Origin of the sequence: Hamadaea flava (assembly GCF_024172085.1) — a bacterium.
GTDB classification, from domain to species: Bacteria; Actinomycetota; Actinomycetes; order Mycobacteriales; family Micromonosporaceae; genus Hamadaea; species Hamadaea flava.
In genome coordinates, this window is sequence record NZ_JAMZDZ010000001.1 from 6,206,850 (window position 1) to 6,221,147 (window position 14,298).

Sequence of the window (14,298 nt, forward strand, 5' to 3'; positions counted from 1 at the left end):
TTCGGCCTCCCTTGTCGACGGCCGAGGGCTGATTCCGTGCTGCCGCAGTGCTTTTCGCCGCGTACGCCGAATGGTGTGAGTGGTCATTCGACTGTCCGTCCATCATCGCCGGAGAAAAGAATTCTCCGATTTTTCGCTGAAATACGCACTCATGGCCGAATTGCGATGCATAGTGACGTTGAGCAACAGCGGCAAAAGTGCCGAGGTTGCACAAACGTCCGCAGCGGGCGAAGGGCCTGTCGGACGCATCCGTAAGGAGGAGAGATGGCCGAAGCTAGGAAGGCCACCCGACCGGCGGCGAAGAAGACCACCGCCAAGAAGACGGCGGCCAAGGCGCCGGCCGGCCGCGCCGCAGCGGTCAAGAAGTCCGCTGCGAAGAAGACCACCGCCGCCAAGAAGGCGACGGCGAAGAAGACGACCGCGGCCGCCGCGAAGAAGGCGACGGCGAAGAAGACCACCGCCAAGAAGACGGTGGCCGCGAAGAAGACCACGGCGAAGCGTGTGACCGCGGCCGTGAAGAAGTCGACGCGCCCGGCGGCGAAGAAGACGACCGCCGCGAAGAAGGCGGCGGCTAAGAAGACCACGCGTCCGGCGGCGAAGAAGACGACGGCCGCGAAGAAGACCACTGCCGCCAAGAAGGCGACGGCGAAGAAGACGACCGCGGCGGCGAAGAAGACCACCGCGGCCAAGAAGACCACCGCCAAGCGGACCACGGCGGCGGCGAAGAAGACGACCGCGGCCAAGAAGGCCACGGCGAAGAAGACGACGGCCGCGAAGAAGACCACGCGTCCGGCGGCGAAGAAGACGACCGCGGCGAAGAAGACGACGCGTCCGGCGGCCAAGAAGACCACCCGTCCGGCGGCCAAGAAGACGGCGGCGAAGAAGACGACTGCGAAGCGGACGACCTCGCGTATGCGCTGACGTCCGTCGGGCCGCCGGATGCACGGCCGGCGGCCCGAAGCATGTCTCGACCCGCGTCGGGTGCACGGCACTGGTAGGAATGTGCCGTGGTCACCCGACGCGTTTTCGCCTCCGCCATCGACTTCGGGCCGCTGCGCGGGGAGCTTCACCTGCCGGACTCGTTCCCGGCTCCGGCCCAGGCCGAGGCGCAGGCCGCCGCGGCCGCGCCCAGACTCCCCGCGCTCGACCGGACCGACGTCGAGTTCGTCACCATCGACCCGCCCGGTTCGCGGGACCTCGATCAGGCGGTCTGCCTGCGGCGCCGCGGTTCCGGTTTCCAGGTGTCGTACGCCATCGCCGACGTCCTGAGCGCGGTGCCCATCGGGGGCGCCCTGGAAGCCGAGACCTGGAAACGAGGGCAGACCGTGTATCTGCCCGACGGCAATGTGCCACTGCATCCCGTGGTGCTGAGCGAGGGCGCGGCCAGCCTTCTGCCCGAGCAGGAACGGGCCGCCGTCGTGTGGACGATCGACCTCGACGCCAGCGGCGTCACGGAGGGCGTACGCGTCGAGCGGGCCCGGGTCCGCAGCCGTGCGAAGCTGGCATACGCGAATGTGCAGCGCGAGGTGGACAAGGGGAACCTGCCCGAGCCGATCGCGCTGCTGCCCGAGATCGGCCGGCTGCTCGTCGAGCAGGGACTCCAGCGCGGGGCGATCAACCTGCCGATGCCTGAGCAGGACGTCGTGGTGTCGAAGTCGGGATTCCGGCTCGAACTCCGCCCGCCGCTGGTGGTGGAGGAGTGGAATGCGCAGATCTCGCTGCTCACCGGCATGGCAGCGGCCCAGTTGATGCTCAAGGGCGGGATCGGGCTGCTGCGGACGATGCCCTATCCGACGCCGGAGGCGCTGGCCAAACTGCGTACGGCCGCGGTCGGACTCGGGACCGACTGGCCCGACGGGATCAGCGTCGGCCGGGTCCTGGCCGGACTCGACCCGAAGAATCCCCGAGCGGCCGCGTTCGTCGACCAGACCGCCGAGACGCTGCGCGGCGCGGGCTACACCGCGTTCGACGGCGTACGCCCGGAGCAGACCGACCACGGCGGCGTCGCCGGGGCGTACGCCCACGTGACGGCACCGCTGCGCCGCCTGGCCGACCGGTACGCCACCGAGGCCGCCCTGGCGATCTTCGAGAACCGGGGGGTGCCGGACGAGATCCGGGCGGCCCTGCCGAAGCTGCCCGAGGTGATGGCCGAGACGGGGCGGGTCGCGTCCGCCGCCGACCGTGGTGCGATCGACCTGGCCGAGGCGCTGCTGCTCAAGGACCGAGTGGGCGAGGTCTTCGAGGCGGCCGTGGTCGACGACGACCAGATCGCGCTCGACGATCCGCCCGTACGCGCCCGCTGCACCGGGGAGCTGACGCCGGGGGAGCGCGCACGCGTTCGGCTCACCGACGCCGACCCGGTCAAGCGGCTGGTCCGCTTCGCCGCCGCCTGACAGCGGCTCCCTTTTCGCTGCTCCGTTTCGCTGCGGATCACGGTTACGCAGGCCATCTCGGGCTCCGGAGGCATGCGTGACCGTGATCCGCACGTATTCCCGCCGAAGGCGGGCGAGCGGGGCGTGCGCAGGGCGAGAGGGGCGGAGTGATGTGGGCGGGAATCTCTGGAGTGGAGGAGATACCCGCCGGTAGGGTCGGACGCATGGCTCTCGACGCGATCTCTCTCCCCGACGTCTCCGGTCTGACGGTCGGCATCCTCGGCGGCACCGGCGACCAGGGTCGCGGGCTGGCGTACCGGCTCGCCCGGGCGGGCCAGCGCATCGTGATCGGTTCCCGGTCGGCGGAGCGGGCGAACGCGTCCGCCGCGGAGATCCGCGAACTGGCCGGCGGGTCGGCGGACGTGACGGGCGCGGACAACGCGGCGGTCGCGGCCGGGTCCGACGTCGTGATCGTGGCCGTGCCGTGGGACGGCCACGGCGACCTGCTGACCTCGCTGCGTGAGCCGCTGGCCGGCAAGCTCGTCGTGGACTGCGTCAACCCGCTCGGCTTCGACAAGCAGGGGCCGTACGCGCTGCGCGTACCGGAGGGGAGTGCGGCCGAGCAGGCGGCGGGGTTGCTGCCGGACTCGACCGTTTGCGCAGCCTTCCACCACGTGAGCGCCTCGTTGCTGGCCGACCCCGAGGTCGACGCGATGCAGCTCGACGTCCTGGTGCTGGGCGAGGACCGGGAGAAGGTCGCCGTCGTGCAGGCTCTGGCGAATCGCATTCCCGGCATGCGCGGGGTGTACGCCGGCCGCCTGCGGAATGCGCATCAGGTCGAGGCGTTCACCGCCAATCTGATCGCCATCAACAAGCGCTACAAGTCGCACGCGGGAATTCGCGTCACCGACGTCTGAACGGACGTGTGAGAAAGGCGGCCGTCATTCCCACGGTCGCCTTTCTCTACCGGTGCGATTAGAAAGTGTGTTCGGACGCTGGGAAGACTCCGCCCCGGACTTCCTCGGCGTACTGGCGGACCGCGTTCGTGAGAACGGTGTTCAGGTCGGCGTACCGCTTGACGAAGCGCGGCGCCGCCCCGGTCCGCAGCCCGGCCATGTCCTGCCAGACCAGCACCTGGCCGTCGCAGTCAGGCCCGGCGCCGATCCCGATCGTGGGGATGTCCAGCTCATGCGTGACCTGCTTGGCGACCTCGCCCGGGACCATCTCCAGGACGACGGAGAACGCGCCCGCCTCGGCCACGGCACGGGCGTCGGCCAGGATCTGCTCGGCCGCCGCACCCCGGCCCTGTACGCGATAGCCGCCGAGGACGTGCTCGCTCTGCGGGGTGAACCCGATGTGGGCCATGACCGGTACGCCGGCCTGCGTGAGCGCCTCGATCGCGGCGGCACTGCGCCGGCCGCCTTCGAGCTTGACGGCGTGGCAGCCGCCCTCCTTGAGGAACCGCACGCCCGTGCGCAGCGCCTGGGTGGGGCCCTCCTCGTAGGAGCCGAACGGCAGGTCGCCGACGACGAGGGCGCGCTTGGTGGCCCGCGTCACCGCGCGTACCAGGGGGAGCAGTTCGTCGACGGTCACGGGCAGCGTGGTCTCGTAGCCGAAGACGTTGTTGGCGGCCGAGTCGCCGACCAGCAGGACGGGGATCCCGGCGGTGTCGAACAGGGCGGCGGTGTACTGGTCGTAGGAGGTGAGCATGGCCCACTTCTCCCCGCGTTCCTTCGCCAGCAGCAGGTCGCGAGTGCGTACGCGCTTGGTGGCCGGCCCGCCGTAGAGGGACGGGATTTCTGACTGGGACATCGGCGTCTCCATAGGTGTGTCTCGAGGCCGCGAGGTGCGGTCCCCGGATGAGGTGATCGTCCCACTTTGCGCAGCGCCCCGGTTAACCTTCGTGCAACATCTCACAGGGCTTCCGCCCGTCTGCTACGCGGCGGGTCAGGCCCGACGGCCCCGCGGGCGGCAGGCCGGGGGCGCGTGGAAAGATTGACGGGATATCCGATCCGATTCCCAGGGGGTTGGCCCGACCGTGGCTCAGTTCATCTACGTGCTGGAGAAGGCGCGCAAGGCGCACGGTGACAAGGTCGTGCTCGACAATGTCACGCTGAACTTCCTGCCCGGGGCCAAGATCGGTGTCGTCGGCCCGAACGGCGCCGGTAAGTCGAGCCTGCTCAAGATCATGGCCGGGCTGGACACGGCGAGCAACGGCGAGGCCCGCCTCATGCCCGGCTACACGGTCGGGATGGTGGCCCAGGAGCCTCGGCTCGACGAGTCCAAGACCGTCCTGGAGAACATCGAGCTGGCGGTGGCCGACACCAAGGCCAAGATCGCCCGGTTCAACGAGATCGCCGAGCTGATGGCGACCGACTACTCCGACGCCCTGATGGACGAGATGGGCCGGCTGCAGGAGGAACTGGACCACGCCGACGCCTGGGACCTGGACTCCAAGCTGGAGCAGGCGATGGACGCGCTGCGCTGCCCGCCGGCCGACGCTCCGGTCGGCCCGCTGTCCGGCGGTGAGAAGCGCCGGGTCGCGCTCTGCAAGCTGCTGCTCGAGGCGCCCGACCTGCTGCTGCTCGACGAGCCCACCAACCACCTCGACGCCGAGAGCGTGAACTGGCTGGAGCAGCACCTCGCGAAATACCCGGGCACCGTCATCGCGATCACTCACGACCGGTACTTCCTGGACAACGTCGCGCAGTGGATTCTCGAGCTGGACCGCGGCCGCGCCTACCCGTACGAGGGCAACTACTCCACCTACCTGGAGAAGAAGGCGGCCCGGCTCGCGGTGGAGGGCCGCAAGGACGCCAAGATGAAGAAGCGGCTCGAGAACGAGCTGGAGTGGGTCCGGTCCAACGCCAAGGCCCGCCAGACCAAGTCCCGGGCCCGGCTCGACCGGTACGAGGAGATGGCGGCCGAGGCGGAGAAGACCCGCAAGCTCGACTTCGAGGAGATCCAGATCCCGCCGGGCCCGCGTCTGGGCAACACGGTCATCGAGGTCAAGGACCTGGTCAAGGGCTTCGGCGACCGGGTGCTCATCGACGGCCTCTCGTTCTCCCTGCCGCGTAACGGCATCGTCGGCATCATCGGCCCGAACGGCGTCGGCAAGACCACCCTCTTCAAGACGATCGTCGGCCTCGAGAAGCCGGACAACGGTGCGGTGAAGGTCGGCGAGACGGTCTCGCTGTCCTACGTAGACCAGACCCGGGCTGGGCTGGAAGGCACGAAGACGGTGTGGGAGATCGTCTCGGACGGGCTCGACCACCTGATGGTCGGCAAGGTCGAGATGCCCTCGCGGGCGTACGTCGCGGCGTTCGGCTTCAAGGGCCCGGACCAGCAGAAGCCGGTCAACGTCCTGTCCGGTGGCGAGCGGAACCGGCTCAACCTGGCGCTGACGCTGAAGATCGGCGGCAACGTCCTGCTGCTCGACGAGCCCACCAACGACCTCGACGTCGAGACCCTCTCCAGCCTGGAGAACGCGCTGCTGGACTTCCCCGGCTGCGCCGTCGTCATCTCCCACGACCGGATGTTCCTCGACCGGGTCGCCACGCACATCCTCGCCTGGGAGGGCGACGACGAGGACGAGGCGCAGTGGTTCTGGTTCGAGGGCAACTTCGACGCGTACGAGAAGAACAAGGTCGATCGGCTCGGCGTCGAGGCGGCTCGCCCGCACCGGGTCACGCACCGCAAGCTCACCCGGGACTGACTTGTCCGAGTACGAATCTGGCGGCTCACGCAAGCGTTCCCCGGCGCGCTTCGTCTACCACGTCAGCCTGCGCTGGTCCGACCTGGACGCCTACGGGCACGTTAACAACGCGCGGTTCCTCACGCTGTATGAGGAGGCGCGGGTCGCGATGATGTTCGTGGGCGCCCGGTCGGCCGGGCTGTCCACATTCGAGGAAGGCGTCGTGGTCTCCCGGCACGAGGTGGACTACCTCCGGCCAGTGGACTACGGCGATCCGGTCCGGATCGAGATGTGGATCGACGAACTGCGGCCGTCCCGGTTCACCGTCTGCTACGAGCTGTTCGACGGCGACGTGCTGGCCAGCCGGGCGCGCTCGATCCTGGTCCCGTTCGACCTGGACAAGGGCCGCCCGCGCCGGCTTTCCGATCCCGAGCAGGAGTTCCTGCGGCCATGGATCTCCGCTTCCTAGCCCGGCTCGCCCGGTTCGACCCGCAAGCTCTGGTCCGTGTCCGGCCGGCCGGGCCCAACCGGGTCGCGCTGTGGGGCATGCTGCCGTGGGGCGTACTGGTCACTCGGACCATTCCTGGTTTCACCTCGGCCGACCGCACGTTCGCCGTGGCAGAGCTGCTCGCCGGGGCCGCGCATCCGCGCGTGCGCGACAGCGAGTGGCGGTGGCCGCTCCCGTCGGCGGCCGCCGAATCCGTCGAGGTCCTGCCCGCCCAAGTGGTACGCGATATCGCCCGAGCCGCGGCGGAGACCCTGCGCCAGGCGTCCACCGGTGGCGTCGGCGGCCAGGCGGTCGGCTCCCGGCGACTGCGCGACGCGTTGCTCGATCATGTCGCCGTGACGGTCACCGTCGACGTCGCGGACTGGTCCGGGCGGCCGATCGAGATACCGCAACGGCTCGTGCAGGCCGTCACGCGGATGGGGCTGCTCGACGCTGATGACGTCGATCCGGCGACTCGTGACGTGACCGCGACTGTCGATGAGGTCGACGTGCTGGTGGCCGGTCCGTGGATCGGGTTGTCCGCACCGGCCGGTGTCGCCTGGTATCGGCCGTCCGCGCCGACGCTACGCCCCTTGTAGAGGCTGTCGCGATTTCGCTGCGCCCCTCGCCAGCCCTTACGCGACTACGTTGCACTATCGGCCATTCGGCCCATCATCGCTGAACCGAACGGATCGTGGATGCGGTTGGGGGGCTGCCAGAAGTCGTACTTCCAGGTAACGTTCAGCCTCGGGATCACACGCAAGGTAACCGTTCGGATCCATAGAGGAGCGCGAGCAATGCCGTGGTGGTCAGTTGCGTCATGGTTTACACCAAGTCGTTCGTTGCGCCATCACACGGGGGATCACGAGTCGTCGCTGCGGGCTGCCGCGTGCGAGGATCTCGGCCGGAACGCGTTCGCCGTCCCGGACGACCTGTCCACACTGGACCTCGGTCCGGCGCCGGGCGCCGTCTCTCCGGTCACGCTTTCCCGGATCGCGACCGCGTTAAACCTCCTCGATGTCCGATATCTCTCCGACGGCTTCGGCAACCTCCTCGCGATGTGGGAGCGGCACGCGCTGCTGTACACAATGGAAGGTCCCGATGACGAGATCCTGGTCATCCGGGCCAGACCGCACGCCACCGTCCCGCTCGACTTCGCCGACCGGGCGTACCGGGCGGTCAACGAGTGGAACCACGTCAACCGGTTCGCCAAGGCGTACGTGGGGGATCCGACCGACGGCGGGCAGTTGCCCATCTACGCCGAGACGCAGGTCCCGTTGAACGCCGGGGCGCACGACGCCCTGCTGGTCGAACTGGTCGAATGCGGAGCCTCGGTGGCCACCGAGTTCGTCGACTGGCTGCACTCGGAGGCGGCGCTCATCTAACCCGTTACCGCAGCGGAAACAGGCCGATGCGGCCGTGGTACTCGTGGCCGAGCTGGTCGGTGTCCGACCCGACGAGCAGGCCCTGCTTGCATACGACGAACGCGCGGAGTCCCTCGCCGCGGCTGCGCGTGGGGTTCCACGACATCGCCTCGCCCGAGTCGGGATCGATCGCGGCGATGCCCGGCCGGCTGACCGCCCCGAACCCGGCGTCCTCGTGCCCATACGGGTTGTCCAGCCAGCGCTGATGCCCGCCCACGTAGATCGCGGTGCCGGTGATGGCGACGGCGTACAGCGAATCGCCGCCGGTGTGGTTGACCCAGGTCGGCTCGCGGTCGCCGGAGGCGTACGTCTCGAACCGGGCGGCGGTGTCGCACAGCAGGTCGGGAGCTGACATACGGCCGGTCGTCACGACGACGAAGTACTCGCCGTCGGGGGAGAAGTCGACGTCGCGCATATACGTGTCGAACTGCCGCCGGCAGCGGGGGTTGTACGCGTCGGTGCTCCAGTCGGCCAACCGCACCGCCGGCCGCGAGATGTCCAGCAGCGCCACCTGTACGCGTTTCTGCCCGAGCGCCTGGGTCAGCGCGCCGATGACGGCCAGCCGGTCGCCGGCCGGACTGATCGCCAAGCCCTCGACCTTCGCCCGGCCGATCTCGGGCGCGCGCAGCTTCGCGTCGAACGACCGGTCCAGCGCACCCGTACGCGCGTCGATCCGGGCCAGCGCCGTCCGGGCGACGTCGTCGGCATAGTCGAACCACCCGCCCACGTACGCCCACCCGCCCCGCACGGCGATCGCGCGTACGTCGCCGGCGACCCAGGCGTCGAAGCCGGCCGACGGCCGCCCGGTGGCGAGGTCGAGCCGGGCCAGGCCGGGGTTCGTGACCCCGTTCACCTTGTCGAAGCCGCCGCCGACCAGGACGCTGTTGTCCGGGCCGGGAGCCAGCGCCCACACCGGTCCGTCCAGATCGGCCTGAAACGGCAGTACGCGCCCGTTGGTGAGGCTGAAAGCCATGAGGTTCCCGCGCTCGTAGCCGGTTCCGCCGTCGGCGCTGCTGACCTCGCTGAAGTCACCGCCGACCACGGCGACGTCGCCGACGACGGTCATCGCGTGCACCGCGCCGTCGCGGATGTGCGGCGTCCAGTCGACCGGGTTGGTCGCCACGACCGGCTGGTAGTCCGCGCCCTCAGCGGGCGAGAAACTCGAACCGGTCAACAACGTCAGAAGTGCGGCGAAAGCGAGGAAAAGCCGACGTCTCATGCATAGGTAACGAGACAGGGTGATGGTGCGAAGCGTGCGCGGGCTACAGCACTGTGGGAGTGCTGCGGCGGCGGACATTCCGTCCGCATTCACCATGCTGTGCTTGCCGATTCATGACCAATGCTTGAGCCGAGGAGCGTGGCTCAGGCATTGGTCATGCTGTGCTTGCCGATTCATGACCAATGCTTGAGCCGAGGAGCGTGGCTCAAGCATTGGTCATGAAGTAGGCAGCCCGCTCGAGGTAGTCCCACAGGGTCTGCTCCAGCTCCGGCTCCAGGCCCAGCGAGTCGACCGCCACCCGCATGTGTTTGAGCCAGGCGTCGCGAGCCTCGGCGTCCACCGTGAAGGGCGCGTGGCGTATGCGGAGCCGCGGGTGCCCGCGCTCGTCCGAGTACGTCGTCGGCCCGCCCCAGTACTGGATCAGGAACTTGGTGAGCCGGTCGCGCGCCGGGCCGAGGTCCTCCTCCGGGTACATCGGGCGGAGCAGCGGGTCGTCGGCGACCCCGGCGTAGAAGGCGTCCACCAGCTTCCGGAAGGTCGGCTCGCCGCCGAACTGTTCGTACAGGCTGACCGTCACGCCCTCAATCTTGCCAGGCGGTCGGCCGGACGGCACATCAAGATCAGGCGGCGGCGACCGGCTGTGCGGTGCTCGGCTTCGGGGCGGCCTCGGCCAGCGCCCGGTCGAACAGCTCCCGGCTGGGCCAGGTCATCGCGACGGTGATGATGAGGATGAGACCGAGAACACTCCACAGCCCGATCGCGGTCGGCACCCGCAGGTGCCAGTTGGAGAGCATGCCGGCCGCGATGATGCCGCCGCCCTGGCAGAGCTGGAGGCCCATCTGCATGACGCCGAAGGCCCGTGCGCGGTAGCCCTCCGGCAGCACCCGGACGAACAAGGCGTTCGCCGTCGGCAGCATGCCTGCCGCGAAGAATCCGCAGAGCGCCGACATCAAACAAACGCCGAGCAGGCCGGGCTGCAGCAGGGATGGGATCAGGACTGCCGGGATGGCCAGCGAGAAGGGCAGCAACAGGCGACGCCGCCGGGCCGGGCTGAGCGCCCGGGTCAGGATCAGCGCGCCGAGGGCGGCGCCGACCGGCGAAGACATCATGATCAGGCCCTGCCAGAGGCCCCGATTGGCGGTGGAGACGCCGTCCAACTGGTTGGCCCAGGCCGCGCCCAGACCCTCCGGGACCGTCGTGAAGAGCATGGCGCTGAACACCAGCAGCGCGATCGAGCGCATCGTGGTGGAGCTGAACACCATCCGGAAGCCCTCGCCGGTCTCCCGGATCAGGTGGTGCTGCCCGGAGACGACGATCGGCGGGCGGGCGGTGACCCAGAGGGTCAAGAGCACGGCCGAGGCGGCGAAGGTTGCCGCGTCGAACACCAGCGCTCCCCGCGGGCTGACCGCCGCCAGGAGGCCGCCGACGAGATAGCCGCCGACCTGGGCGATCTGCCCGGCGGTGAGGTTCAGCGCGGTGCCGACCGGCAACTGGTCGCCCGGCAGGATCTGGGGCAGCAGCGCCGACCGGGCCGCCTGCGCGGGCGGGCTGGCGAGTGAGGCCAGGAAGAGCAGCACCAACATGCCCCACAGCGGCATTCCAGGAACGGCGACCAGCGCCACCAGGCACATCCGGGCCACGTCGCACAGGATCATCACGTTGCGGTACGCGTACCGCTCGGCGAGGGTGGCCAGCACCGGTCCGGCGATCAGCCACGGTGCGTAGCTCAGCGCGAAGGCGACCGCCGAGAGACCGGGCGACCCCGTCTGGCTGAAGACGAGCGCAGTGATCGCCGCTTTGGCGAAATAGTCCCCGACGAGGGAGAGCATGTTCGCCGTGAAGACCGTCCGATATTCGCCGCCGGCCAGCACCTCGCGATAGGTCGCAGAGCGTTCATCCTGTGCGGGTGCTTTCCGCGCGCCATCCTCGGGGGTGGTCCGGGACACCGTGGAGCCTCCAGTTTTCGCGAACGGCGGTGCATATGGGTCGGTCACCGCGTCGCAATTTGGGCGACGAACGACGTTCCTGTGGTGCTATGAGTCCCGATTCTGCCCGAATAGCTGAGGCTTGGCTAGTCCCCACGGATGACGTCCACCGGTACCCGGCCTATACCGGGGCGGGACCGCGTACGCCGTTCTCCCCGTCACCAGGAGTGCTGGGGCGCAGCCCACGGGACGCCGCGATGGTGGCCGCGATGCCGGAGCTCTCCAGCGCCTCGGTCATCCGGCGGCGCAGCTCGCGCAGGATGCGGGCATGGGTGTCGTTGGTGGTCTTGGCGATCACGCGGACGGTCGCGCCGTCGACGGTCACCGCCTCGATCCCGGCCACCTCCGGCGGCTCCAGGAAGTCGTCGGCGTACGCCGGATCCTCGGCGAACCGCAGCAGCGCCGTCCGCAGTACGCTCACCGCCTCGTCCACGCCGGCGAAGCCGATCGGCAGATCGACGATGGCGACGGCGTGCCCCTGGCTCTTGTTGCCGACCCGGATGATCTCGCCGTTGCGGACGTACCAGACGATGCCCTGACCGTCGCGGATCGTGATGGTACGCAGCCCGACCGCCTCGACGACGCCGACGACGTCGCCCACGTCGACCGTGTCGCCTACGCCGTACTGGTCCTCCAGCAACATGAACAACCCGGCGATGAGGTCCTTGACCAGCGACTGCGCGCCGAAACCGAGCGCGGCGCCGACGATGCCGAGACCCGCCACCAGCGGTGTCAGGTTGATGCCCAACTCGGCCAGAACCATCAGCCCGGCGATGGAGAAGACCGTGACGGTGACGAAGCTGCGCAGCACCGAGCCGATCGCCGCCGCCCGCTGACGTCGCCGTTCGGGGAACAACGACGTCGGCTCGGTCAGCGAGGAGGGCAGCTTCTCCCGCAGCGGGCGCAGGATCGTGGGGATCTTGCCCTCACCCGCCCGGTCCGTCATCCGCGTGATCGTCCGGTGCAGGACCGCGCGGAGGATCAGGGCCAGCACGACGATCAGCACGATGCGGGCCGGCTTGATCACCCACAGGCTCGCCTCGGCCACCTTCGCGTTCTTGAACCAGTCGTAGAACTGCATGCAGGCGCTGTCGCCGTCGCAGTCGACCGTGGGCGTCGGGGAGGGAGTGGCATCGGCGAGGAATTGAAGGAGTAGCGCGGTCACGAGACGTTAGTACAGCACGGTCGACTGAGAGATCCAGTCCGCCGGTAATTTCCGGCATTTCCGACGCGTTGGGCTACATGGCGGTGAATTCTTCGCCCGAAGTCGAAAAAGGTCGTGCGTTTAGCACATCCGTCGGTCACGATTGTCACAGGCCCCCCGGCCGGGGGAACGACAACGGCGCGAGAAGGGTGACGGCGATGCCTGACATACGACACATGAAGAGCTCAGCAGCACTGGTCCTGAACGCGACTTATGAGCCCTTGTGTGTCGTCACTGTTCGACGCGCCGCGATCCTGATCCTGTCCGGCAAAGCCGTCTGTGTGGCCGACGGCGACGGCGTGCTCCACAGCACCCGCCGGGCCCTGCCGATCCCTTTGGTGATAAGGCTTCAGCGCTACGTGCGCGTGCCTTACCGGACGCATGTCGGCCTGTCCCGCCGGGCGATCTTCGCCCGCGACGGCGGTCGCTGCGTCTACTGCCTCGGCCCGGCCGAGACGATCGACCATGTGATGCCGAAGTCCAAAGGCGGCGGCCATCACTGGGAGAACGTCGTGGCGGCCTGCGCCAAGTGCAACCACTCCAAGGGCGACAAGACGCTGGCCGAGCTCGGTTGGCGGCTGCCCGCCCAGCCCGCCGCCCCACGCGGCGCCGCGTGGCGGGTGCTTGGTCACCGGGCCCCCGACCCGAGGTGGGAGGAGTGGCTGGCCCCAGCCCTCTGACCTGCTTTCCGACTTACTTTCGAGGGGTACGCCCACCGGCGTACCCCTTGTTTCATGCCTTGTGGACCTCGATGAGCGAGGCGAAGACGATGACGTTGCTCGCGTAGCCGAGGTCTCCGCCCACCCACGATCCGCCGCAGGTGATGAGCCGCAGTCCGGGCCGGGAGTAGTCGGTGTAGACGCGCTTGGCCGGCAGGTCCGACTTGCGGAAGGTCTCGACGGAATTGACCTCGAAGACCGCGACGTTGCGATCGCGCCGGGTGATCTCGATGCGCGCGCCGGCTTTGAGATCGCCGAGCTTGTGGAAGACCGCCGGGCGGTCGTGGGTGTCTACGTGGCCGACCAGAATGGCCGGGCCGTACTGACCAGGACTCGGCCCTTCGGTGAACCACCCGGCCTCATTGGTGAGCGACAGCGAGGGGACGGCGATGGCGCCGTCCCGATCCCGGCCGACGCCGTGCACGGTGGCCCGGACGCCGATCGACGGGATCACGATCCGGGTCGGCCGGCTCGGCCCGAGCACCGGGAACTCGCCCGGCGGGGCCTTGGTGCCCGCGCCGAACAGGTCGGGCAGTGAGAACGCACCGGTGGCCTGGCCCAGCCCGACACCCGCGCAGAAGATCCCGGCGAGCACGAGCAGACCGGCCAGCCACCCTGTCCACCGGCCGGTCCGGCGGCTCACTGCCGGACTTCGCGCCGCCGGCGGGCCGTCCAGAAGGCCAGCGCGCCACCGGCCGCCATCGCGGCGAGGCCACCGGCGAGCAGCGCGGTACCGCCACCACCGTGAGCAAGATAACCACCGCCGGTGTTCGGGCCCTTGGTCGGCGTCGACGAGGCGCTGATCACCCAGACGGTCGTGGTCGCGGTGCTGCCGCTGGCACAGGTCAATTTGACTGAGTATCCGGCGGGCTTCTTATCCGACGGGATGGTCGCGGATCCGATGAGGAACCCCTTCTCCGGGGTCAGCGTGACCGTGCCGAACGCGGTGGAGGTGGCCTTCGCGGCGTTCGGGTTCGCGCCACAGCTACCGCGCAACGCCACCTGGTATCCGGCGAGGATGGTCGACGGGTTCACCTCGATGAAGACGGTGTCGGCATGGGCCGGCACCGCCGGTCCCAACAGGAGTGTCGCGGCTCCGGCGAGCAACGCGGCGCCCCCCACGGCTAGGCGGGACAGAACAGCCCTCATGGCGATTCCTCTCGTATGTCCTGCTCGTCATCCTTACAGAGATTC

General features: G+C 69.1%; 15 protein-coding genes. 8 read left to right on the forward strand and 7 right to left on the reverse strand.

The window, feature by feature from the left end; all coding sequences use genetic code 11:
• The first annotated feature begins 264 nt into the window (after positions 1-264).
• The 3 genes from HDA40_RS29095 to npdG all read left to right on the forward strand — a co-directional run bounded on the left by HDA40_RS29095 (position 265) and on the right by npdG (position 3,289).
• Positions 265-921 carry a hypothetical protein gene (locus HDA40_RS29095; protein ID WP_253760993.1) on the forward strand — a complete coding sequence of 219 codons (657 nt, stop codon included), beginning with the start codon at positions 265-267 and terminating at the stop codon, positions 919-921.
• 86 nt (positions 922-1,007) lie between these two features.
• Positions 1,008-2,393, forward strand: a complete 1,386-nt coding sequence (locus HDA40_RS29100; protein WP_253760994.1) for an RNB domain-containing ribonuclease — start codon at positions 1,008-1,010, stop codon at positions 2,391-2,393.
• A 203-nt stretch (positions 2,394-2,596) separates the two neighbouring features.
• The gene (gene npdG, locus HDA40_RS29105; protein ID WP_253760995.1) at positions 2,597-3,289 is read left to right on the forward strand and encodes an NADPH-dependent F420 reductase; all 693 of its coding nucleotides are present in this window, start codon (positions 2,597-2,599) and stop codon (positions 3,287-3,289) included.
• A gap of 58 nt (positions 3,290-3,347) precedes the next feature.
• Here npdG and panB read toward each other — a convergent pair whose 3' ends face one another.
• Positions 3,348-4,184, reverse strand: coding sequence for a 3-methyl-2-oxobutanoate hydroxymethyltransferase (panB, locus tag HDA40_RS29110; RefSeq protein ID WP_253760996.1), 837 nt, complete (start codon positions 4,182-4,184; stop codon positions 3,348-3,350).
• A gap of 226 nt (positions 4,185-4,410) precedes the next feature.
• On the opposite strand from panB, the gene ettA reads away from it, so the two are divergent.
• The 4 genes from ettA to HDA40_RS29130 all read left to right on the forward strand — a co-directional run bounded on the left by ettA (position 4,411) and on the right by HDA40_RS29130 (position 7,938).
• Positions 4,411-6,087 carry an energy-dependent translational throttle protein EttA gene (gene ettA / locus HDA40_RS29115; RefSeq protein ID WP_253760997.1) on the forward strand — a complete coding sequence of 559 codons (1,677 nt, stop codon included), beginning with the start codon at positions 4,411-4,413 and terminating at the stop codon, positions 6,085-6,087.
• Between the two features lies 1 nt (position 6,088).
• Positions 6,089-6,535 carry an acyl-CoA thioesterase gene (locus HDA40_RS29120; protein ID WP_253760998.1) on the forward strand — a complete coding sequence of 149 codons (447 nt, stop codon included), beginning with the start codon at positions 6,089-6,091 and terminating at the stop codon, positions 6,533-6,535.
• On the forward strand, positions 6,517-7,152 hold the full coding sequence (locus HDA40_RS29125) for a DUF8185 domain-containing protein (RefSeq protein WP_253760999.1): 636 nt from the start codon (positions 6,517-6,519) through the stop codon (positions 7,150-7,152). Before HDA40_RS29120 ends, HDA40_RS29125 begins: the two co-directional genes overlap by 19 nt.
• Before the next feature lie 198 nt (positions 7,153-7,350).
• Positions 7,351-7,938: a type III secretion system chaperone family protein gene (locus tag HDA40_RS29130; protein ID WP_372503004.1), complete on the forward strand. Its 588-nt coding sequence runs from the start codon at positions 7,351-7,353 to the stop codon at positions 7,936-7,938.
• Between the two features lie 4 nt (positions 7,939-7,942).
• Here HDA40_RS29130 and HDA40_RS29135 read toward each other — a convergent pair whose 3' ends face one another.
• From HDA40_RS29135 to HDA40_RS29150, 4 genes are all read right to left on the reverse strand, one after another.
• Positions 7,943-9,196 (reverse strand): WD40 repeat domain-containing protein, encoded by a 1,254-nt coding sequence (locus tag HDA40_RS29135; RefSeq protein ID WP_253761000.1) that lies wholly within the window; start codon positions 9,194-9,196, stop codon positions 7,943-7,945.
• 205 nt (positions 9,197-9,401) lie between these two features.
• Entirely contained in the window at positions 9,402-9,809 is a 408-nt protein-coding gene (locus HDA40_RS29140) for a globin (RefSeq protein WP_372503005.1), read from the reverse strand.
• 7 nt (positions 9,810-9,816) lie between these two features.
• Positions 9,817-11,142: an MFS transporter gene (locus HDA40_RS29145; RefSeq protein WP_253761002.1), complete on the reverse strand. Its 1,326-nt coding sequence runs from the start codon at positions 11,140-11,142 to the stop codon at positions 9,817-9,819.
• A 160-nt stretch (positions 11,143-11,302) separates the two neighbouring features.
• Positions 11,303-12,346: a mechanosensitive ion channel family protein gene (locus tag HDA40_RS29150; RefSeq protein WP_253761003.1), complete on the reverse strand. Its 1,044-nt coding sequence runs from the start codon at positions 12,344-12,346 to the stop codon at positions 11,303-11,305.
• Between the two features lie 197 nt (positions 12,347-12,543).
• Here HDA40_RS29150 and HDA40_RS29155 point away from each other — a divergent pair, with 197 nt between their 5' ends.
• Entirely contained in the window at positions 12,544-13,065 is a 522-nt protein-coding gene (locus HDA40_RS29155) for an HNH endonuclease (RefSeq protein ID WP_253761004.1), read from the forward strand.
• A gap of 52 nt (positions 13,066-13,117) precedes the next feature.
• On the opposite strand, the gene HDA40_RS29160 is transcribed toward HDA40_RS29155, so the two are convergent.
• Both HDA40_RS29160 and HDA40_RS29165 read right to left on the reverse strand, forming a co-directional pair.
• Positions 13,118-13,747 (reverse strand): class F sortase, encoded by a 630-nt coding sequence (locus HDA40_RS29160; RefSeq protein ID WP_253761005.1) that lies wholly within the window; start codon positions 13,745-13,747, stop codon positions 13,118-13,120.
• Entirely contained in the window at positions 13,744-14,253 is a 510-nt protein-coding gene (locus tag HDA40_RS29165) for a hypothetical protein (RefSeq protein WP_253761006.1), read from the reverse strand. The genes HDA40_RS29160 and HDA40_RS29165 overlap by 4 nt, the downstream gene beginning before the upstream one ends.
• Between the last annotated feature and the right edge of the window lie 45 nt (positions 14,254-14,298).

Bases quoted from the DNA above. Each gene is read 5' to 3' on its own strand.
- HDA40_RS29095 (WP_253760993.1), top strand. From the start codon at position 265: ATGGCCGAAGCTAGGAAGGCCACCCGACCGGCGGCGAAGAAGACCACC.
- npdG (WP_253760995.1), top strand. From the start codon at position 2,597: ATGGCTCTCGACGCGATCTCTCTCCCCGACGTCTCCGGTCTGACGGTC.
- panB (WP_253760996.1), bottom strand. From the start codon at position 4,184: ATGTCCCAGTCAGAAATCCCGTCCCTCTACGGCGGGCCGGCCACCAAG.
- HDA40_RS29125 (WP_253760999.1), top strand. From the start codon at position 6,517: ATGGATCTCCGCTTCCTAGCCCGGCTCGCCCGGTTCGACCCGCAAGCT.
- HDA40_RS29130 (WP_372503004.1), top strand. From the start codon at position 7,351: ATGCCGTGGTGGTCAGTTGCGTCATGGTTTACACCAAGTCGTTCGTTG.
- HDA40_RS29135 (WP_253761000.1), bottom strand. From the start codon at position 9,196: ATGAGACGTCGGCTTTTCCTCGCTTTCGCCGCACTTCTGACGTTGTTG.
- HDA40_RS29155 (WP_253761004.1), top strand. From the start codon at position 12,544: ATGCCTGACATACGACACATGAAGAGCTCAGCAGCACTGGTCCTGAAC.
- HDA40_RS29165 (WP_253761006.1), bottom strand. From the start codon at position 14,253: ATGAGGGCTGTTCTGTCCCGCCTAGCCGTGGGGGGCGCCGCGTTGCTC.